17 protein-coding genes and 1 tRNA gene are annotated in these 18,888 nt (G+C 57.1%); 6 read left to right on the forward strand and 12 right to left on the reverse strand.

The window, feature by feature from the left end; genetic code table 11:
- Positions 1-34: 34 nt before the first annotated feature.
- Positions 35-568, forward strand: coding sequence for an inorganic diphosphatase (ppa, locus tag L1P08_RS11550; RefSeq protein ID WP_303617162.1), 534 nt, complete (start codon positions 35-37; stop codon positions 566-568).
- Positions 569-824: 256 nt separating this feature from the next.
- Positions 825-1,619, forward strand: a complete 795-nt coding sequence (locus L1P08_RS11555) for a phytanoyl-CoA dioxygenase family protein (protein WP_303617163.1) — start codon at positions 825-827, stop codon at positions 1,617-1,619.
- A 134-nt stretch (positions 1,620-1,753) separates the two neighbouring features.
- Here L1P08_RS11555 and L1P08_RS11560 read toward each other — a convergent pair whose 3' ends face one another.
- The 9 genes from L1P08_RS11560 to L1P08_RS11600 form a co-directional block, all read right to left on the reverse strand.
- Complete coding sequence (locus tag L1P08_RS11560) at positions 1,754-3,880, reverse strand: sodium-translocating pyrophosphatase (RefSeq protein ID WP_303617164.1); 2,127 nt, start codon at positions 3,878-3,880, stop codon at positions 1,754-1,756.
- A 146-nt stretch (positions 3,881-4,026) separates the two neighbouring features.
- Positions 4,027-4,338, reverse strand: a complete 312-nt coding sequence (locus tag L1P08_RS11565) for a DUF167 family protein (protein ID WP_303617165.1) — start codon at positions 4,336-4,338, stop codon at positions 4,027-4,029.
- A gap of 12 nt (positions 4,339-4,350) precedes the next feature.
- Positions 4,351-4,647: a YggT family protein gene (locus L1P08_RS11570; protein ID WP_303617166.1), complete on the reverse strand. Its 297-nt coding sequence runs from the start codon at positions 4,645-4,647 to the stop codon at positions 4,351-4,353.
- A 322-nt stretch (positions 4,648-4,969) separates the two neighbouring features.
- Positions 4,970-5,401: a tellurite resistance TerB family protein gene (locus tag L1P08_RS11575; RefSeq protein ID WP_303617167.1), complete on the reverse strand. Its 432-nt coding sequence runs from the start codon at positions 5,399-5,401 to the stop codon at positions 4,970-4,972.
- A 78-nt stretch (positions 5,402-5,479) separates the two neighbouring features.
- A complete protein-coding gene (locus tag L1P08_RS11580; RefSeq protein ID WP_303617168.1) occupies positions 5,480-6,358 on the reverse strand; it encodes a glycosyltransferase family 8 protein in 879 nt (292 codons plus the stop codon).
- Positions 6,355-7,230 carry a glycosyltransferase family 8 protein gene (locus L1P08_RS11585; RefSeq protein WP_303617169.1) on the reverse strand — a complete coding sequence of 292 codons (876 nt, stop codon included), beginning with the start codon at positions 7,228-7,230 and terminating at the stop codon, positions 6,355-6,357. The genes L1P08_RS11580 and L1P08_RS11585 overlap by 4 nt, the downstream gene beginning before the upstream one ends.
- A gap of 115 nt (positions 7,231-7,345) precedes the next feature.
- A complete protein-coding gene (locus L1P08_RS11590) occupies positions 7,346-7,630 on the reverse strand; it encodes a 4a-hydroxytetrahydrobiopterin dehydratase (RefSeq protein WP_303617170.1) in 285 nt (94 codons plus the stop codon).
- A gap of 25 nt (positions 7,631-7,655) precedes the next feature.
- Positions 7,656-8,456: a 2,5-didehydrogluconate reductase DkgB gene (gene dkgB, locus L1P08_RS11595; RefSeq protein WP_303617171.1), complete on the reverse strand. Its 801-nt coding sequence runs from the start codon at positions 8,454-8,456 to the stop codon at positions 7,656-7,658.
- 69 nt (positions 8,457-8,525) lie between these two features.
- Positions 8,526-9,551, reverse strand: a complete 1,026-nt coding sequence (locus tag L1P08_RS11600; RefSeq protein WP_303617172.1) for a LacI family DNA-binding transcriptional regulator — start codon at positions 9,549-9,551, stop codon at positions 8,526-8,528.
- Positions 9,552-9,945: 394 nt separating this feature from the next.
- Here L1P08_RS11600 and L1P08_RS11605 point away from each other — a divergent pair, with 394 nt between their 5' ends.
- The 4 genes from L1P08_RS11605 (at position 9,946) to L1P08_RS11620 (ending at position 14,490) form a co-directional block, all read left to right on the forward strand.
- The gene (locus L1P08_RS11605; RefSeq protein ID WP_303617173.1) at positions 9,946-12,114 is read left to right on the forward strand and encodes a putative bifunctional diguanylate cyclase/phosphodiesterase; all 2,169 of its coding nucleotides are present in this window, start codon (positions 9,946-9,948) and stop codon (positions 12,112-12,114) included.
- Between the two features lie 148 nt (positions 12,115-12,262).
- Positions 12,263-13,027, forward strand: a complete 765-nt coding sequence (locus tag L1P08_RS11610; RefSeq protein ID WP_303617174.1) for an N-acyl amino acid synthase FeeM domain-containing protein — start codon at positions 12,263-12,265, stop codon at positions 13,025-13,027.
- 173 nt (positions 13,028-13,200) lie between these two features.
- Positions 13,201-14,034, forward strand: coding sequence for a universal stress protein (locus tag L1P08_RS11615; protein WP_303617175.1), 834 nt, complete (start codon positions 13,201-13,203; stop codon positions 14,032-14,034).
- A gap of 69 nt (positions 14,035-14,103) precedes the next feature.
- On the forward strand, positions 14,104-14,490 hold the full coding sequence (locus L1P08_RS11620) for a hypothetical protein (protein WP_368077108.1): 387 nt from the start codon (positions 14,104-14,106) through the stop codon (positions 14,488-14,490).
- A 179-nt stretch (positions 14,491-14,669) separates the two neighbouring features.
- Here the strand turns inward: L1P08_RS11620 and L1P08_RS11625 are convergent, their stop codons facing one another.
- The 3 genes from L1P08_RS11625 to L1P08_RS11635 form a co-directional block, all read right to left on the reverse strand.
- Positions 14,670-15,575 carry a hypothetical protein gene (locus tag L1P08_RS11625; protein WP_303617176.1) on the reverse strand — a complete coding sequence of 302 codons (906 nt, stop codon included), beginning with the start codon at positions 15,573-15,575 and terminating at the stop codon, positions 14,670-14,672.
- Between the two features lie 1,140 nt (positions 15,576-16,715).
- Positions 16,716-18,056 carry a DNA cytosine methyltransferase gene (locus L1P08_RS11630; RefSeq protein ID WP_303617177.1) on the reverse strand — a complete coding sequence of 447 codons (1,341 nt, stop codon included), beginning with the start codon at positions 18,054-18,056 and terminating at the stop codon, positions 16,716-16,718.
- A gap of 714 nt (positions 18,057-18,770) precedes the next feature.
- Positions 18,771-18,846 (reverse strand) — tRNA-Thr (locus L1P08_RS11635).
- Positions 18,847-18,888 lie beyond the last annotated feature (42 nt).

The raw sequence follows: 18,888 nt of genomic DNA on the forward strand, positions 1-18,888 counted from the left end.
TGAGTTATTTTCGACCAAAAAAGGCTGCAACGCCATGAATATCGACGCAATCGCCATTGGCAGCAATCCGCCCGAGGACATCAATGTCATTATCGAGGTCCCGCTCGGTGGCGAACCGATCAAATATGAAATGGACAAGGCCAGCGGCGCGCTGTTTGTCGATCGTTTCCTTTACACGCCGATGCGTTATCCGGGCAATTACGGCTTCGTGCCGCACACGCTTTGCGGCGATGGTGACCCGCTCGACGTGATCGTTTTGAACACACGGCCGATCGTGCCGGGCGCGGTGATCCGCTGCCGGCCTGTGGGCGTGTTGTACATGGAAGATGATGGCGGCATGGATGAAAAAATCCTCGCGCTGCCGGTGCACAAGCTGACCCGCAATTACGACAAGATCCAGGACGTGACCGATCTGCCGGAAATCCAGATGGAACGGGTGAAACACTTTTTCACCCATTACAAGGATCTGGAGCCGGGCAAATGGGCCAAGATCGACCGGATCGCGGGGGCGGAAGACGCCCGCAAGGTCATTCTCGATTCAATCGAGCTGGCCAAGAAGCAGAAGTAGTTTTCTGGCAGAATGAAATTGGAAAAGGCCGGGAGTGATCCCGGCTTTTTTGGTTCCACGCGTTTGTTATTGCCGATCCGAATTTTTTGACAGGTCCAAAATCTGCGGCTAACAATTGGGCATGATGATGTACGCATTCAAATCCTCTTCCACGTTCTTCCTCGGCTGAGCCTTTGAGCCTGAGCCGGGCGGCAACGCCTGAACGATATTGATCCGCATGCCTTTGGGCGTGACGGGTGGAAGAGATTTTTGAAAAATGCCTGAACACATCACACCCGTGCTGGACAGCACGGCTATTTCACATTTCATCGACCAGGGTTTTGTGCGCATCGATGGCGCATTCGATCCGGATATTGCCGCCGAAGGGCGGGCCATTCTCTGGCGCAAAGTGGGGCTGTCGCCCGATGATCCGGCGGGCTGGACCCAGCCTGTCATCCGGCTCGGTATGCAGATGGAAGCCCCGTTTGTTGCGGCGGCCAATACACCGCGCCTGCATGCAGCCTATGACGCGCTTGTAGGGGAAGGCCGGTGGCTTGCGCCCCGGGCCATGGGCAGTTTTCCGCTGCGATTTCCCGCCGAGAGTGATCCGGGGGATGATGGCTGGCATGTGGACATGAGCTTTGGCACCGACAATCCCGATTTCCTGCAATGGCGGATCAATGTCATGAGCCGGGACCGGGCGCTGTTGATGCTGTTCCTGTTCTCCGATGTGGGGGAGCGGGACGCACCAACCCGGATTCGAGCCGGGTCGCACAAGGCGATTGCCCGGCAGTTGTTGCCTTATGGGGAAGCCGGGATGACGCTGGGCGAGCTGGCGGCAGACGGGTTTGCGGCAACCGCTGAATGCCCCGAACTTCTGGCGACGGGTGCGGCGGGGACGGTTTATCTTTGTCACCCGTTTGTTGTGCATGCGGCGCAACCGCATCGGGGCGCGGTGCCCCGCTTTATGGCGCAGCCGCCGCTTTTGCCCACCGGCCCGTTCGATCCGGCGCTGCCACCGTCCCCGGTGCAGATCGCGATCCGTCAGGCCTGCGGGCTTGATTTCGGCTGAGTTTGTGGCCGGTTTACCCATAAAAAAGGCCGGGATTGCTCCCGGCCTTTTGCTTGTTTGGTGGCCCCTTCGGGGCGACCCCCACCCTTGATCTCTCCTCTCAAGGGGGAGGGAAAGAAGGGGGGTCGCCTTTGTTAGTGTGCCAATACCGCCAGCAGCAGAAGGGCCACGATATTGGTGATCTTGATCATCGGGTTCACGGCCGGGCCGGCTGTGTCCTTGTAGGGATCGCCGACGGTGTCGCCGGTGACCGAGGCCTTGTGGGCGTCGGAGCCCTTAAGGTGGACCTGACCGGTTGAATCGGTAAAGCCGTCCTCAAAGCTCTTTTTGGCATTGTCCCACGCGCCGCCACCGGCGGTCATGGAAATGGCCACGAAAAGACCCGTGACAATGACCCCCATCAGCATCGCGCCGAGGGCGGCAAAGCCTTCGGCCCGTCCCGCCACCCAGTAGATGACGGTGAAGACGACAATCGGGGAGAGTACGGGCAGCAGGGAGGGCACGATCATTTCCTTGATCGCGGCCTTGGTCAGCATGTCGACAGCCCGGCCATAATCGGGCTTCTCGGTGCCTTTCATGATGCCCGGCTTTTCCTTGAACTGCCGCCGGACTTCAACCACAACCGACTGGGCTGCGCGCCCGACGGCGGTCATGGCCATGCCCGAGAAGAGGAATGGCAACAGGCCGCCAAAGATCAGGCCGACGACGACATAAGGATTGGCGAGCGAGAAATTGACCGCCCCCATGCCGTAAAAGAAACTGCCCTCAATCGCCTCGCGGGTGAAGAAGGCCAGATCCTGGGTATAGGCGGCGAACAGCACCAGGGCGCCGAGACCGGCAGAGCCGATAGCATAGCCCTTGGTGACCGCCTTGGTGGTATTGCCCACCGCATCGAGCGCGTCGGTGTTCTGGCGCACTTCTTCGGGCAGGCCCGCCATTTCGGCAATGCCACCGGCATTGTCGGTGACCGGACCGAAGGCATCGAGGGCGACGATCATGCCGGCAATGGCCAGCATGGTGGCCACCGAGACCGCGATGCCGAAAATACCGGCGAGGTTGAAGGTGACGATGATGCCGGCGATGATGACCAGGGCCGGCAGGGCCGTTGATTCAAGCGAGACGGCAAGGCCCTGGATGACATTGGTGCCATGGCCGGTGATCGAGGCCTCGGCGATGGAATTGACCGGGCGCTTGCCGGTGCCGGTATAGTATTCGGTGATGACGATGATCAGCCCGGTAATGATCAGGCCGACCGTGCCGCACCAGAACAGGTGCATCGGGGTGAACCCGCCCAGATCGACATCCATGCCGTCAAAGACCAGGCTGATAACCGGATAAAGCGCGATCAGGGACAAAACGCCGGTGGCGACAATGCCCTTATAGAGCGCGCCCATAATGTTGTTCGAGCTGCCGAGGCGCACGAAATAGGCACCGATGATCGAGGTGACGACACAGGCGCCGCCAATGGCCAGCGGCAGGACCATGCCCGCCAGTTTGAACGCATCGGGCAGAACAATGGCTGCCAGCACCATGGTGGCCACAACGGTGACCACATAGGTTTCAAACAGGTCGGCCGCCATGCCGGCGCAATCACCGACATTGTCGCCCACATTATCGGCAATGGTTGCAGGATTGCGCGGATCATCCTCGGGGATGCCCGCTTCCACCTTGCCCACCATGTCGCCGCCGACATCCGCACCCTTGGTGAAGATACCGCCGCCGAGACGGGCGAAGATGGAAATCAGCGAGGCCCCGAACGAGAGGGCCACCAATGCGTCAATGACGGTGCGGCTGGTTGCATCGAAGCCGCCGAACATTGTGAGATAGATGAAATAAAGGGCGACCCCCAACAGCCCAAGTCCTGCGACCAGAAGACCGGTGACTGCACCCGATTTGAAGGCGAGGTCGAGGCCGCTGGCGAGCGATGTGGTGGCGGCCTGGGCGACGCGCACATTGGCGCGCACGGAGACATTCATGCCGATGAAACCGGCAGCCCCCGACAGGATGGCACCGATGAGAAAACCGATGGCGGAGTAAATGCCTAAAAGCCACCAGGCGATAACGACGATGACAACGCCAACAATCGCAATCGTTGTGTATTGGCGTTTGAGATAGGCTTGTGCGCCCTCACGCACAGCGGCCGAGATTTCCTGCATACGCGCATTGCCAGCGTCGGCTGCCAAAAGTGCGCGGGTTGTAATGATGCCATAAACGATGGACAGCGCCCCACAAAGGACGATTAACCAGAGTGCCAGGTCCATAAATACCCCCTCTAATTCTTCTGTTAGGGCGTTCTGGTCCTGCCGGTTCCCGCGATATTGTTTCGCGTTGAACCGGTCTCCTCCCACACGCCCGAAGGCGAGGGTGCCAAATTGTCGCACGTCCGGCAACCCGATTTTACAAAGCGTTAAGCCATCAAGGGGGCAAGAAGCGCAGCCAGCGCGTCCGGTTCTCCGGCGATGTCGATGGTTTTAAGCCGTGCCGTGTCACCGGCGACCAGGGTGAAGTCGCGTTTGGGCAGGCGCATTTTTTTGGCGAGAAGGGCAATGACGGCGGCATTGGCCCGGCCCTTGTCGGGCACGGCTTTGACCCGCAAACGCAGGACTGCGCTGCCATCATCGCGATTTTCCTGGCCCTCAATCCGGTCCATGCCGGCATTGGGGGTGACGCGCAGATAAAGGCGGATGCCGGTTTGCGTTGAGCGGTAGCAATCCGGCATGGCGGCTTGCGGCTAGTAGAGGCCGATCAGGCGCGGCAGATCCTGTGCAATGAAGCTTTGCAGGAAGAAAATAATGATGAAAACGATGATCGGCGACAGGTCCATGCCGCCCATGCTCGGCAAAAGATTGCGAATCGGGCGCAATACCGGCTCGGTCAACGCGTCCAGCACCCGCCAGACCATGGCGACAAACTGGTTGCGGGCGTTGATCACATTGAAGGTGAACAGCCAGCTCATGATGATCATGGCAATCAGAACCCATTTATAGAGTTCAAGAATCATCACGATGGTGGACAGGATTGCGTACATGGATAGCTCCTCAATGGACGCTGACATATCTAGCTATTGATGGTCCGGGCTGCAAGGGCGGGCCCGCGGGCGATGCGCATCGTGGTTTATGCCGGTAAAGAAAAGGCCCGCCACGATACGCAGGGCGGGCCTTTGGTACGCTTGCCCGGTATGCAATACGTTTCCGGACATGAGTGCACATTGCACGAAGCGTGCCAGTTGTGTGCTTGCCGGTTATGCGCGGAAAACCGGGCATTTTTGCGATGCAGCGTTCAGTCTTCTCCCGCAAATTGCCTTGCAAAATGCAACGGACATGCGAAATGCGAGGCTGGCGGCGGCGGGCTCAGGCGTTTTTCATCTGATTGCGCAATATGGTGCGCTGGCGGGAAGAGACGCCGATCAGTTCGGCGACGCGCCAGACCATATTGTCTTCCAGCTCATGATTTTTGTCGTCAGCAAACACCACCTGCCAGAGCAGGCGGATAATGTTGATGCGCTCTTCTTCCTCCAGCCGTGAAAGGGCCGAGGTGAACTGGTAAAAATCGACCGCTTCACTGTCGCGCCGGGTTGCCTCGGCAATCAGTTTGTCCACCTGGCCGGGGGCGATATCGAAATGATCCTGCAAAATGCCGGCAATGGTGGCCTGCTCCTCGCGGGTCACGACCCCGTCAATGGCCGCGATATGCACCAGAAGGGCGGCGACCGCCAGTTTGGTATCCATCTGGTCATCGGCAGGCTTGGGGGCCGCAAACAGGCGGGTGAGGGCATCGAACATTGTTAGACCGTTTCTGGTTCAGAGCGTGTTTTGCGTGGAGCTAAACATGGATTGGGGCAGGCTCAAGGTTATTTGGGGTCAAGTCTTGGTGAACAGGCGGTTGAGGCGCAAAAATTTCATCACGCGTCGTTTCAGGCGGTGCCGCCAATAGCGATAGAAAAGTTCATTGGTCATCACATGGCGATAGACCCGGGCAAAGGCCACATTGGAGACAAGGTTCCAGGGCCGGTTTCGGCCGGTGTAATGCACCATTTTTGGGTTGAGCGCCTGATGGGGTGCGCGCGGATCAATCAGGTTCCACAATTGGTCGAGATGGCACCAGTTGTTCTTGAAGGTCAGGTTGAGAAAGTCCTGGTCATAATAGATGCGGTCCATGGTGCCATCGGCGACCTTGGCCGCCAGATGGTCGAGCACTTTGGCGTCGCGCCATTTTTTCGTGTCGATAACCAGCATGCCGGAATTGAAATAGGGGTCGGCGGGATCAAACAGATCCATATTATGGCGCATGTCGGTCTGCCGGGTGATGAAATCGGCATGCGGTTCCTCGACCGCCCCGATGGGAAAACCCTGCAGATCGATTTCGGCCAGTTCCTCAATCGGCGCGCGCACATAGGTGTCGCAATCAAAATAGATAATGCGTTTGACGTCTTTGGGGATCAGCACATCGACCAGCAACCGGGCATACATCATCTGGTTGAGGCGTTTGTCCGAGGGCAGGTTGGCGCAGCGTTCCTGAAAATCGCGATTGGTGGCCAGATCGTAAAAGACCAGTTTGGCGCCGAATTCTGTGGTGATTTTTTCAAGGTCAGCCCGGTGTTCACCGGTCAGGCCGAGTTCGCACAGGTGAAACACCAGATCACCGCGGCGATGGGTCGACAGGCAAATGCCGCGCATGGCGGCATAGGCGGGGGCCCAGAAATTATCGTCAAAGGCGAAAAGGATATGAATGGCAGTCATTTACCCGGTTTCCGACCGATGAGTTTGAGCAGGCGGCGTTTGATGCGGTGGCGCATATAGCGATAGAAAATCTCATTGGTCATCACGTGGCGATAAACGCGGGTGAAGGCGACGCCGGAGACCAGATTCCACGGTTTGCGCTTGTCGGTATAATGCAGGATTTTCGGGTTCAGCGCCTGATGGGCGGGGCGGGCATCTATGGTGTTCCAAAGCTGGTCGAGTTTGAGCCAGTTGTTCTTGAAGATCAGGTTCAACAGATCCTGATCATAATAGATCCTGTCCATGGTGCCGTCGGCAATGGCGGCCTCGAGATGGCCCAAAATATCCTCGGCGCGCCATTTCTCCATGTCGATCAGAATGACGCCGGCATTGAAATAGGGATCGGCTGTGTCGAACAGGCCAGAGAAATTCTGGATATCACGCCCCCCGGTAATGAAGGCGGCCAGATATTCCTGCACGGCGGCAATGGGAAAGCCCTGCATGTCCATTTCCGCCAGTTCCTCAATGGGCGCGCGGACATAGATATCGCAATCGAGATAAACGAGCCGCTTGATGTCCTTGGGCAATATCTGGGCGAACAGCAGCCGGGCATAAACGATATTGGAGAGGCGCTTGTTATAGCGGGCCCGGCTCGCCACATCGGCAAACAGCGGCATTTCATCGATATTGTAATGTTTCAGCGTTGCGCCGAACTCTTCGATGATCTTGTCCAGATCAGCCAGATGTTCCGCCGTCAGGGTGCGATGGCAGAGGTGAAACACCAGATCACGGCGTCGATGGGTGGCAAGGCACACCCCGCGCATGGTCGCATAGGCGGGGGCCCAGAAATTATCGTCAAAGGTCAGCGCGATATGAAGCGGGGCGTTCGTCACGGGCGGGTCCGGTTGCACAAGGGGTGAGGTGATTTAGCACATGGGCCTTACGGGGCAAGCCGTGACGGCGATTTTGCCGGGATATCGGCGGATTGCGCAGCTGAGCCAGATCCGCTCAAAGCGCGTTAATGGCCCGGGCGAGGGCAAGGTCTTTCTCGCTCAGGCCACCGGCATCATGGGTGGTGAGGCGAATGGTGACCCGGTTATAGGTATTGGACCATTCAGGATGGTGGTCCGCCTTTTCCGCCAGCAGGGCGACCTTTGTCATGAAGCCGAAGGCGGCGGTGAAATTCTGAAAAGTGAAATTGCGGGTGATGGCATCGCCCGCAATGTCATATTGCCAGTTGCCAAGGGTCTCGAGCGCCGCTTTGCGGGCGGTTTCTGTCAGTTTTTCGGCCATTTATGCCTCCCTTGGCAATATGGGGTCAGTCCCAGTCGGGCGCGTGGGCGGGGTCAACGATCCGCTCATTGCGGTCCAGCGCATCAATCTCGCTGATGTCGTCCGGGGTCAGGGTGAGTTTGGTCGCCGCGAAATTGGACCGGATGCGGTCGGGATGGCCGGATTTCGGAATGACGATATAGCCCTTTTGCATCAACCAGGCCAAAGCCACCTGACTGGCTTCCGCATTGTGGCGGGCGGCAATTTTGCCGATCACCGGATCATCAACCAGCCGGGCACCGGCAAGGGGCAGATAGGCTGTGACGGGCAGGCCGATGCTTTTGCAAAAATCCGCCAGTTTGCGGTTTTGCATATAGGCGTGCAGTTCGATCTGGTTGGTGGCCAGTGCGCCCTTGCCGAGAATTGTTTCGGCCTGTTTGAGCAGGTCGATGGTGAAATTGGAGACACCGATGAGCCGGGTCATGCCCTTGTCGCGGGCCTTGGCCAGATCGGTGAGATAGGGTTCTGGCGAGGTCTTGCCATTGCCGGCCGGCCAGTGAATGAGCGTCATGTCGACCTGATCGAGTTTCAGTTTCTCAAGACTGGTTTCAAGGCTTGGCAGGAAGGCGCCAAAATTCTCGGGGAACACCTTGGTGGTGACAAAGATGTCGGCACGGGCGACGGGGCTGTTGGCTATCCCGGTGCCCACTTCCGCCTCGTTGCCATAAACCTGGGCGGTATCGATATGCCGGTAGCCGGTCTCCAGCGCGGTCTCGACCGCTGTGATACAGTCATTGCCGGTCAGTTTCCAGGTGCCGAAACCGATTTGAGGTATGGCGTGGTTCATTGCATCTTCTCCCATTGTCCCCCGATAAAGGGGTCTATTTTGGCTTCAAAAGCGGCTTGCCGCTGCAGGTTAGCGGGCCGGGCCCGTGCTCTGGCGGGTGATCAGCGCCGGGTCGATCAGGGTCACCTCGGGCGCGGGCGGATGATCGCTTGTATTGATCAGGTGCATCAGGCGATCAACGGCCTGTCGGGAAATCTGTTCCGCAGCATAATCGATGGTTGAGAGCGGTATGGCAGCATATTCGCCATATTCGGTATTGTCGAAGCCGATAATGGCCAGATCGCCGGGCACGTCAATCCCGTGTTCGTGACACCAGCGCAGCGCGCCAATGGCGAGAGAATCGGTGGCGGCAAAAAGGGCGGTGGGCGGATCGGCGCGATTGGTGGCCAGCACCTGTTTTGTGGCCGCGTAACCCAGGGAGGCGGCATGGCCTTCAGGTTCCACCACGAGGGCCGGATCGAAATCGATGCCCGCCTCGGCCAGTGCCCGTTGATAGCCCTCGCGCTTTTCGGCATTGCCGAAATGGCTGGCGCTATCAAGAAGGGCAATGCGTTTATGGCCGAGTTCGATCAGGTGGCGTGTGGCCTTGAAGGCGCCGCTGCGGTCATCGACACTGACCGCGTCCAGCCCGGAATCGGGATCGCCGACCAGAAGCACAACCGGGTAACGGGCCCGGCTGAGGCGACGGATATGGTCGAGTTCATTATGGGCGGCCGGGTAGATGAGCATGCCGTCGACCTGGCGCGAGCGGAACATTTCAACGACCCGGATTTCCTCTTCAAGCCGGTTGTTCGAGGTGGCGAACAGCGTGCTGTAGCCGTGGGCCGCCAATGCGCTTTCAAGCGCCTGGGCGGTCTGGGTGATAATGGTATTTGTCATGTCGGTGAGCACCAGACCGACCGTTCTGGTCTTGCGGCTCACAAGGGATTTGGCAATCTGGTTTGGCAGGTAATTCAGTTCATTGGCCGCCGCGCGGATCAGGTCGCGGGTCTGTTTGGGAATGCGGGGGCTGTCGCGCAGGGCCAAAGACACGGTATTGGTTGAAAATCCGGTCTTTTCGGCGATGTCCCGCAAGCGAATTGTGGACTGGCCCATTGCATTGTCCTGACTGAAACCTGCCTGAAAAAGGCTTTACGTAATTCTTGCCGCAGGCACCAGTGCTAATCAAGACCCGGCAGCATCATGACATTTTGGTCGGGGACGGTTCGAAATGATACGAAAAAGCCGTGGTTCAATGCATATGGGCATATTTTCTTAACCAAACATCGTTTTTCCCGGTGCCCCAATGCGCCGCAAATCGTTCGACAAAAGGTTCTTAACACCTGCCCGCGCACATTGGGGGGGCTAGCGTGGTGAGAAAATGTTTTATTCGGTCAAAAGAAAACTGCCGGCTGCAGATTATGTTTCCATAGTCGCATCGCTTTTTTCAGAAAAACTGTCGTTAATTGTCGGTGCAGCCGTGTCTGCGGCTGCCGCCTGGGCGACCTATATGCACACGGGCGCACCGATTCTGGCGGTTATTGCCTCGCTGTTTCTTCTGGGGGGCGCGGCCCGGCACATCCTTATCCTCTGGTTCGAGAAAGCCGACCTGCAGCCCGATGATGTTGTGGGGGCCGGGTTCTGGGAAGGGTGCATGACGATCGCGACCGTGGGCACGGCGCTGATCTATGGGGCGTGGTGCTATATCAGCCTTGTGTTCATCACCGATCCGTTTGCGCAATTGTCGAGCATCATGGTGTCGATCGCGGTTCTGATCGGGCTGGTGACGCGGACTTTTGCGATTGACCGCATTGTCTCGCTTTCCTCCATCGCCATTGCCCTGCCGCTGGCCGCCGGCCTGCTGACGATGAACAATGTCTATTACGCTGTGATGGGGGTGCTGCTCTTGCCCTATCTGTTCAGCATTCGCAGCCTTGCGGGCAATATCCGCAACCTGCTGCTGACGGCGGTGCATGGCCGGCAGGATGCCTCGCGGCTGGCCGCCGAGCTGGATACGGCGCTGACCACCATGCCGCACGGGCTTTGCATGCTCGATGAAAATGGTTGTGTGGCGGTGATCAACAAGCAGACACGGTTCAGCTTTCTGGGTGAGGCGCCGGAACAGTTTATCGGCCGGCCCTTTACCGAGGTCATTGCCGGGGCACGGGATGCGGGCACAGTAACCGCAGCAACGGCGGAATACATTATTTCGGAAATCGCGGCGGGCGGCCATTCCAAGCTGGTTGTCGGGCTGGTGGGTGGCCAGCAATGCGAGATCACTATCAATACACGGCTTGGGCGCACCGTCTTGATGATGGAAGACATTACCGAGCGGGTCACCGCGGCGGAGCGCATCAATTACATGGCCCGCTATGACGGGCTGACGCAATTGTCCAACCGGTCGTTTTTCAGCGAGCAGGCCGAGGCGCGGCTGAAGGAACAGCATGCGGTGGACAGCGCAGAAACCGTGATGATGATGATCGTCGATATCGACGATTTCAAACATGTGAATGATACATTCGGGCATCCTGTGGGGGATGCGCTTTTGATTGAGGTGGCGGGCCGTCTGGCGACCATTTTTGGCGATGATGCGATGATCTCGCGCTTTGGCGGCGACGAATTCATGGTGTTCCGCGCCGGCGGGGCCAGTGAAGCGCTGGCGCGCGCCGATGCGGAAGCGGTGCTGGCGGCACTGCATGTGCCCGCGCGTGTGCGCGATGAAAACCTGATCATCAATGCCAGTGTCGGCGTCGCGCTGGCCCAGGGCGCGCATGTGGAACTGGATTCGCTTTTGACCCAGGCCGATCTGGCGCTTTACAAGGCCAAGGGCAATGGCAAGGCGCAATACCGCCTGTTCCATGAGCAGATGGATGTTGAGTACCGTCAGCGCCAGCGCATGAAGGCCGACTTGCGCAATGCGCTGGGCAATGACGAGCTTTATTTGCTGTTCCAGCCGATTGTCGACATGGAGACCCGCAAGGTGCGGGGCTGCGAGGCGCTGGTGCGCTGGCGGCATAATGAACTGGGGCTGATCCCGCCCATGCAGTTCATCCCGATTGCCGAGGAAATCGGCGTCATGTCGGAAATTACCGCCTGGGTGCTGGAAAACGCGGCGCTGGAATGCATGAACTGGCCTGAGGATGTCACGATCTCGGTCAACCTGTCGGCGACCGATTTCCGCGATGCCGATGTTGAGGGCATGATCGACAATGCCTTGAAGATTTCCGGTCTGCCACCCGAACGCCTGACGGTCGAGATCACCGAGACGACGATCATTGAAGAGCTTGACGGGGCGGTCAAGGCGCTGACGGCGGTGCGCCGGAAGGGTGTCGATGTGGCGCTGGATGATTTCGGCACCGGCTATTCCTCGCTGAGCTATCTGCACACATTGCCCTTCACCAAGCTGAAGATCGACCGCTCGTTTGTGGTGGATGTGACGACAAGCGAGCGCTCGCAGCGCTTGCTGTCCAATATCGCCCGGCTGAGCAAGGATCTGGATCTGACGGTGACGGTTGAGGGCATTGAGACGGAAGAACAGCTGCAAGTGATTGCCCGGACCGCGCGGGTCGATTTCGCGCAAGGGTATCTTTTTGGTGCGCCCCTGCCCCGAAGGGATGTTGCCGAACTGATCGAACGGGTGTCGCCGCCGACCAGGCCGCTTTTGCAAAAGAAGGCTTAAATATCTGATTTATGAAGGTTTTCAGATTTGCACCTTTGCCTCTGCCAACAGGCTTAATGTTAACCAACATTAATAAATCGTAAATTTGGTTCTTTGACTCGGATTAACGGAGCGTTAACAATCAGCACAGCTTAGTTGAGGTTGTGTTGTGTCTGAGAGTTCTACCCAAACGCCCAAAGTGTCGCGGTTCGCTGGCGCGCTCATCGATATTCTGGACCGGGTGACCTATCGCCCTGTGAAACTGGAAGATCTGGAAGATCCCGTTTACCGGTTGCGGTATGAGGCGTACCGGCGCGAGGAATTCATTCCGATCAATTCGCAGCAGATTGCGGGTGACGATTACGACAATACCCCGAATGCCTATTGTTTCGGGGTTTATATCGATGAGGATCTGGTCAGCTCCATCCGGCTGCACCATGTCACCCCGTCGCAGCGCTTCTCGCCCAGCCGCACAATTTATCCCGAAATTCTCGACCCTTTGCTAGATGCGGGCAATACCTATATCGACCCCAGCCGCTTTACTGCCGATCATGATGCCAGCCTTGCCTATCCCGCGCTGCCGTTTCTGACGACGCGGATCATTGTCATGGCGTCGGATTATTTCAATGTCGATTTCTGCCTCTCCTCGGTGCGGCCCGAACATGGGGCGTTCTACCAGCGGGTGTTCAAATCCGAATGTGTGGGCGATATCCGCTATTATGACGGGCTGAATTTCCCCGTCTGCATGTATTCCGCCGATGTGCCGAAGGTCTTGCCGGGGATTTACAGCCGGTTTCCCTTCTACCGCTCGACCCGTGAGGAGCAAAAACAATTGTTCAGCGTGCGCGGCGAGGGGCGGTTCAAGCTGCATATCCACGCCTCGGCCCGTGCCGCCCAGCCGGTGGCGGAGACCGCCGAGCCGCAAGAGGTGTGACCTCGGCCACCGGGATGCGGTCACCGCGCGATCTGGAAAAAGCCACATAAACGACCTAGGTTTAAGGGATCGGCGCTCTGGTGCCCGCCCGATATGGCGTTTGACCCATATCAAGGTCTTCAAGGCCCTTTGCGTCTACATATTCTTATGTTCACGAGCCAAGGAGCGTTGTCATGATCAAGGACCTGCTGGTTTATCTCGATGGTCACAAAGAGGATGAGGTCCGGCTGGCCTATGCCGAACAATGGGCTGCGGCCCATGACGCGCATCTGACCGGGCTTTACTGCAATGTCATTCCCGAAGTCATGCTGGGAGGTGATCCGGGCATGACGGGCGCGCAGGTGGTTGTGGAAATGCAGAACCAGGCCATCGCTGCGGGCGATGGTGCCGCTGAAAAACTCAAAACCCGGTTTGGCCGGCTCGGGGTGCTCAATGAATTGCGGCGGCTGGACATTTATTCCAGCCAGGCACGGCGGCTGGTGGCGGCGGAAGCGCGCCGGGCGGATCTTTTTATCGGCACACGCCCTTATGAACATGAGGGGGGCAATCCCGAGGTGCTGGAATCGGTCCTGTTCGAATCCGGGCGCGGCTGCCTGTTTGTGCCCCCGGTGATCAAGCCGCAGGCCGAGGTGGATACGGTTGTGGTCGCCTGGCGCAATACGCGGGAAGCGGCGCGGGCACTGGCTGAGGCCATGCCGGTGCTCAAGAAAGCCAAAAAGGTTGTGGTGGCCATTGTCAGCGAAGACGGGGCGCCCGAGGAAGATCAGGAAATGCCGGGCGCGGGGATTTCCCGGCATCTCGACCGGCACGGGGTCAATGTTGAACTCCGCCAGATCACCGGTTGGGACAATCCGGCTGAAGCCCTCCTCAATGAAGTGGAAAAAAACGGCGCGCAATTGCTGGTCATGGGTGGCTTTGGCCATTCGCGGTTCCGGCAATGGGTGCTGGGCGGTGTGACCCGCGATATTCTCTCAAGGGCTGAAATTCCCGTGCTGATGGCCCATTAGCAGCTGTTGGCCCGCTGGGGCGGGGCTGGTCCGCCCCTTTATTGATTCACGTGAAATAGGGAAGGCATGATGATGCATAATCTTCCAGACAGTTTCCGCCATATCCGGCTTGAGCTGGCCCGCGAACAGGGCCACCCGGGGGGCGATAATGAACATGGCTATGACATTCTGGCGCCCCTTTTGGCGGACGGGCATATCGATGGGGATGTGGCGACCGCCCATCGCGACCAATGCCGCGTGCGCCGTTTCCGCCCCGGCGAAAAAGACGCCATCGGCGTTCTCGCCCGCGGCCCCGGCGGCCATTGGCGGTTTGACTATGATCCCGACCGTGACGACGACGACGAAGCCGCCTTCCGCTTCAGCGACGAACGCTTTGTCAGCGGTGAATATGTCTCCATCCGCGAGGATGACGGCGAGATGCACACGTTCAGGGTGATGCATGTGGCGGGGTTGTAGGGGGCACGCCGGGAGGTTCGAGCAATAGCAGAGTTGGTTGACCCCCGGTTTGTGGCGTGTGGCTGACGATGTGGAACTGATCTTCCTCGTCGCGGTGGATAGAGTAAACCAGCTTGCCTTTTAAAGCCGCGATCGGCCTGCTTCGAACCATTTGCGAGGATGTTGCAAGGCGCAAGCGATCAGTTTTGCTCTGATTGCGCGACCAATGCTTCCATCCGCTGACGGAACGCGCTCGAGAAGAACGTAAACGTCTCCTCGCTGATCGCATTGAACTCGGCACTGATGATCTCGCGCCCATCCACGATCCTAGACACGCGCGGTTTGTCGAGACGTGGGATTGTACCACCAAGCGTGGTCTCGCAGTCGCCGGATGTGTTGTTGCGAGCGATCTCGAAAAACTCCTGCGTTTCGAAGTTCAGACTCAACTGATTGATCCGACACCCCGTCGTGTTCACCGGAACCGCGTCGATGGATTGCCCTTCCCATCGCGTGATCTGATACACTTCGTCTGCGATTTCGCCCACGTGATACGACTGCACCCAAGAGTTCTCATCGGGTAGGGTCAACGCGATCTGGCGGTAGTCACACGTGCCGCTTCTGCGACTGCACTCAATATCGACTTGGTTGATTGGGTAGGCGATCTTGTCGTCTATGATCTCGACAGTGCCTTTTACGAAGGCCCAATCGCCACTCATCGTGCCTCCGAAGTCGAACGGAAAGAAACTGACGCTGGTCATGTTCACACGTGACGAACGGTAACCAAGGGTGTGAATCTGCCAAACTGTCAACGCGCCCGTTGGTTCTTCTCCCAGGTCTGATTGAAACGCTCGTTTTGCACCTTCGAAGTCCGCAAACCCGCTATACATTAGCGCGTTCAGGTTGGCTTGCATCACGAAGTCACCCGCAGGCGATGTCGCAAGGTTTGCCGCTCCACTGAACATCATCGGCACCGAACTGTGCCGCTCCTCCTCAGACAGCGCGAGAAGCTGTTCGGGGAGATAGTCGCGATATTTCGCAACTGCGTCGTCGTCGGCACTCGCGACGCCAGTGAAAAGAATCAACAATATCCAAGTGATCCGAAGCATGGGGCAGCTTCACATGGCGATCTCGCTTCAGTCAACGAGATGGTGCCGCTTAGGTGATTCGAACACCTGACCCTATCATTAAGGATTGTTTTTCTTAGTGATTTCAGATGGTTGGATGTTGTATCAGCGGATTGGATGCGCTTGCACAAATCCTTGGGCTGACTCCGCTTTTCCAGAGTGAAAGGTAGCACATCGGGTCATCACGTTGCCAGCCCTTTGATCCCGCAACCCTACTAGCTAAATGCTAATCCGGATTTGCCCTACTAATCGGCAATCATGCGCTGTCTGCCGGACCTCCCCTATCAACCGGTTCGACCATTTTGGGCGGGGAAGGGATGGGGTGGATGTGGAGATGTCTTGCACTATTGGGTGATAGGGAAGGTATTTTTCAATCGTAAATTCTATCGTGACTTGAATCGGGAAATTGGTTCCCTATATCTGGGCTACCGAAAGGAGTGCCAGATGCTCAATTGTACCCCACATGACGAACTGATTACCCTTCCAAAATACGACAGGATCGCAACATACCTGTTCCGCGATTTAACCAAGAACTTCACGGCTGAGACATTGCCTACGGCCATTCCATTCGATCAGGAGACGGTACGCCGAGCGATGCGGAAGGCGGTAACCGATGGCGTGATCAACAAAGAAGTCGCGAACGTCCCGGACATTAAATACACCTACGACGCTCGGCGAGAGTTGCCCGCAGAAGTCGAGCAAGTTGGCCCGATGACTTGGCTGCAAGCTGGGAAGGGCAAATACATCTTGCGCCGTACGCGCCGTAAAAACATCATTCACTTTGAAAGCCTTGGTCTCGATCCAGCGATTGAACCCGTAGTTGATCAGACACCCAAGTTTATTTCAGCTCTTCTCGGTCAGGACGAACAAGCGGTCTTCACGCGAGTTCGGAACGCTGGGCTGATTAGTACTTTCTTGGGCTTTCAGGCTATGGCAATCCAAGGACATCACCGCACAAGTGTCACTTACGGACAGATCGAGATCGATGAAGTACAGGCGGGCATCGACGGGACGCAAGAAACTCTTGTGCCTATCTCTGGTAAGGGCGGGCAGGACAAGTTGTCTTGGTCGCAGGCTTTGAACCTGAACACCTATGGTGTCCAAAAGGCTCCTGTGCCCGGTCTAGCTGTGCGCAGCCTCGGCTTGTGGCGTGATAACCTGAACACGGTCTGGATCGTCGAATTCAGCCCGGCCACCGACATTGACCAGATTGACATTATCAACGTTCGCCGCTTTACGTTCCGCTAATTCGATCTCGGCTTGCTTGCGCTTCTTCGTGCCGCTTTTCTTGTCGCGTCGGCCGATGGGGTTTGCGATGTTGAAATGGGCAGCGGCTTCCGTGTTGCCCATTGTCAGTAGGCGTTCGTCACCGAGGTCAAGCGCTTCGCTTGGGCGGGTCCGTTTAACGCCAAGAGCCTTTATAACAGCAGTTGCAACTGCACGTGCCAGCGGCGGTGGAACGGCGTTACCGATCTGCCGTGCGCCATGCCATTTCGTCGCATTGAATCGGAACCAATCTGGAAAGCCGTGAAGCCGTGCCATTTCGCGCACCGTAATGCATCGAGCATAAGCATAATGAATTGGGCGCGGGCTTGTGAATGCGCCTCGAGCTGAATCGGTTCCCGCTCGGAGTGTGTTGGATACCCCGTCGGATGAAAGTTTGAAAAAACGCGATATCGGTTCTACGCGACCTTGATCGGTTTCCCGAAAGCGCCGTCGCGAAATATCTGTGTGCCCCGTTCGGGCGCTTGACGTCAGTGTGTTTGGATTCCAGTTACGAGGATAGCCATAGCCCCAAGCGTCGTTACCTAGTCCGCGAAGCGGTTCCGCATATTTGCTTGGGTTTCCGAAAGCAGTCGTATCCACGTAATCGGAGTGAAGCAGTTCCTCGAAGGATTCCGCATCCGGCAAATCTCCAAGCGCATCCACACAGGTCGTGCGTTTGGAAATCACTCTGGGGTAATTTGGTAAATTTCCGCCTTTCTTGGTCCCCATCAAAATTAGTCGCTGTCGATCCTGCGGAACACCATAGTCGGCAGCGTTTAGGACGCGCCAGTCTTTTTGCACATCGTAACCTAGCGCCTCGAATTCTTCGATTAATTCGAACAGGAATTTTCTGTGTTTGCCTACTGTCAGTCCTTTGACGTTCTCGAAGACAAAGCAGGTAGCGTCTAGTTCCTTTACGATCCGTACAAAATCCTGAACGAGGGCATTGCGCGGGTCGTCGAGGGCGCGTTGTCCAATTAGGGAAAAACCTTGGCAGGGAGCGCCGCCGAATACCACATCGACAGCACGGTCGCCAATTTTAGCTGCCTGTCTAATGTCGGCTCCGGAAACATCTGTGACAGAGCGTGGAATCACGGCACAATCGGGAAAGTTAAATTTGTGGACAGCGGCGTGAACCGGGTCGAGCTCCACTGCCGCCACCACATCGAACCCTGCCTGTTCGAAACCGAGGCTCATACCTCCCGCTCCTGAGAACAGGTCGACTCCAATCGGTCTCGCCATGCTTTGCCCCTTCTTCATCTTGCTCATCATATTGGTGCGTTTGCGACTTGCCCATTGAAACCTAACTCCGGAGGTAGTCGTCCACACGATAAATCGTTGCATCGCAGTTGCGCAGCGCATACTGCCAAGCCATCAACGGTTCCCGTCGAACCTCAAGCAACAGGGTTAAATTTCTTTTATCATGTTCTTGATTTGTTTCAATCCTTGATTCCTACTATTCCATACGTGACTTGGGAAGATTACCCCAGCAGCAGCCGCGGCTGTGCCAAAAACAGCTATGCACGAAGATGACTTTGTGGCGAGTGGGGAATGCAATACCTAGGTTGTCCAGCAGGCGTCCGACGATGCTGTGCCCGACGAATTTTCATCTCGGGTTTCGTGCTCTTCGTTTCCACCTGAGACAATGATAAGGAGCTACGCTCAGACGCGACAGATCAGTCAGAAACCGCACTTTGAAAGTATGCTAATCGATCATCAGAGGAGCAACGCAGCGCTGTCGCGCAATTACGATTAGCTTGCGCGCATTTCTAGAAATTATAATTGCGACCTGAGGATGCAGTAAAAGGTAATCAAGGCTACAAATAAGCTCTTTTGACGGACGTCTATAAAGCCAAATGTGGGGGACGAACCTATGGTTGGGCAGTTAAATCGCTGCTTCTATCGGAAAAATGGTGCCGCTTAGGTGATTCGAACACCTGACCCCATCATTACGAATGATGTGCTCTACCGACTGAGCTAAAGCGGCATACCGGTGCTGGTGAGGACCAGCGCAATGGCGGTCTTTTAA

The organism is Mariluticola halotolerans (assembly GCF_021611515.1).
GTDB classification, from domain to species: domain Bacteria; phylum Pseudomonadota; class Alphaproteobacteria; order Rhizobiales; family Devosiaceae; genus Mariluticola; species Mariluticola halotolerans.

What these genes read in the sequence shown, in the direction of transcription:
- L1P08_RS11605 (WP_303617173.1), top strand. Translation starts at nt 9,946, where the DNA reads ATGCACACGGGCGCACCGATTCTGGCGGTTATTGCCTCGCTGTTTCTT.
- ppa (WP_303617162.1), top strand. Translation starts at nt 35, where the DNA reads ATGAATATCGACGCAATCGCCATTGGCAGCAATCCGCCCGAGGACATC.
- L1P08_RS11565 (WP_303617165.1), bottom strand. Translation starts at nt 4,338, where the DNA reads ATGCCGGATTGCTACCGCTCAACGCAAACCGGCATCCGCCTTTATCTG.
- L1P08_RS11560 (WP_303617164.1), bottom strand. Translation starts at nt 3,880, where the DNA reads ATGGACCTGGCACTCTGGTTAATCGTCCTTTGTGGGGCGCTGTCCATC.
- L1P08_RS11555 (WP_303617163.1), top strand. Translation starts at nt 825, where the DNA reads ATGCCTGAACACATCACACCCGTGCTGGACAGCACGGCTATTTCACAT.
- L1P08_RS11590 (WP_303617170.1), bottom strand. Translation starts at nt 7,630, where the DNA reads ATGGCCGAAAAACTGACAGAAACCGCCCGCAAAGCGGCGCTCGAGACC.
- L1P08_RS11625 (WP_303617176.1), bottom strand. Translation starts at nt 15,575, where the DNA reads ATGCTTCGGATCACTTGGATATTGTTGATTCTTTTCACTGGCGTCGCG.
- L1P08_RS11570 (WP_303617166.1), bottom strand. Translation starts at nt 4,647, where the DNA reads ATGTACGCAATCCTGTCCACCATCGTGATGATTCTTGAACTCTATAAA.
- L1P08_RS11630 (WP_303617177.1), bottom strand. Translation starts at nt 18,056, where the DNA reads ATGAGCCTCGGTTTCGAACAGGCAGGGTTCGATGTGGTGGCGGCAGTG.
- L1P08_RS11580 (WP_303617168.1), bottom strand. Translation starts at nt 6,358, where the DNA reads ATGACTGCCATTCATATCCTTTTCGCCTTTGACGATAATTTCTGGGCC.
- L1P08_RS11615 (WP_303617175.1), top strand. Translation starts at nt 13,201, where the DNA reads ATGATCAAGGACCTGCTGGTTTATCTCGATGGTCACAAAGAGGATGAG.
- L1P08_RS11600 (WP_303617172.1), bottom strand. Translation starts at nt 9,551, where the DNA reads ATGGGCCAGTCCACAATTCGCTTGCGGGACATCGCCGAAAAGACCGGA.
- L1P08_RS11575 (WP_303617167.1), bottom strand. Translation starts at nt 5,401, where the DNA reads ATGTTCGATGCCCTCACCCGCCTGTTTGCGGCCCCCAAGCCTGCCGAT.
- dkgB (WP_303617171.1), bottom strand. Translation starts at nt 8,456, where the DNA reads ATGAACCACGCCATACCTCAAATCGGTTTCGGCACCTGGAAACTGACC.
- L1P08_RS11620 (WP_368077108.1), top strand. Translation starts at nt 14,104, where the DNA reads ATGATGCATAATCTTCCAGACAGTTTCCGCCATATCCGGCTTGAGCTG.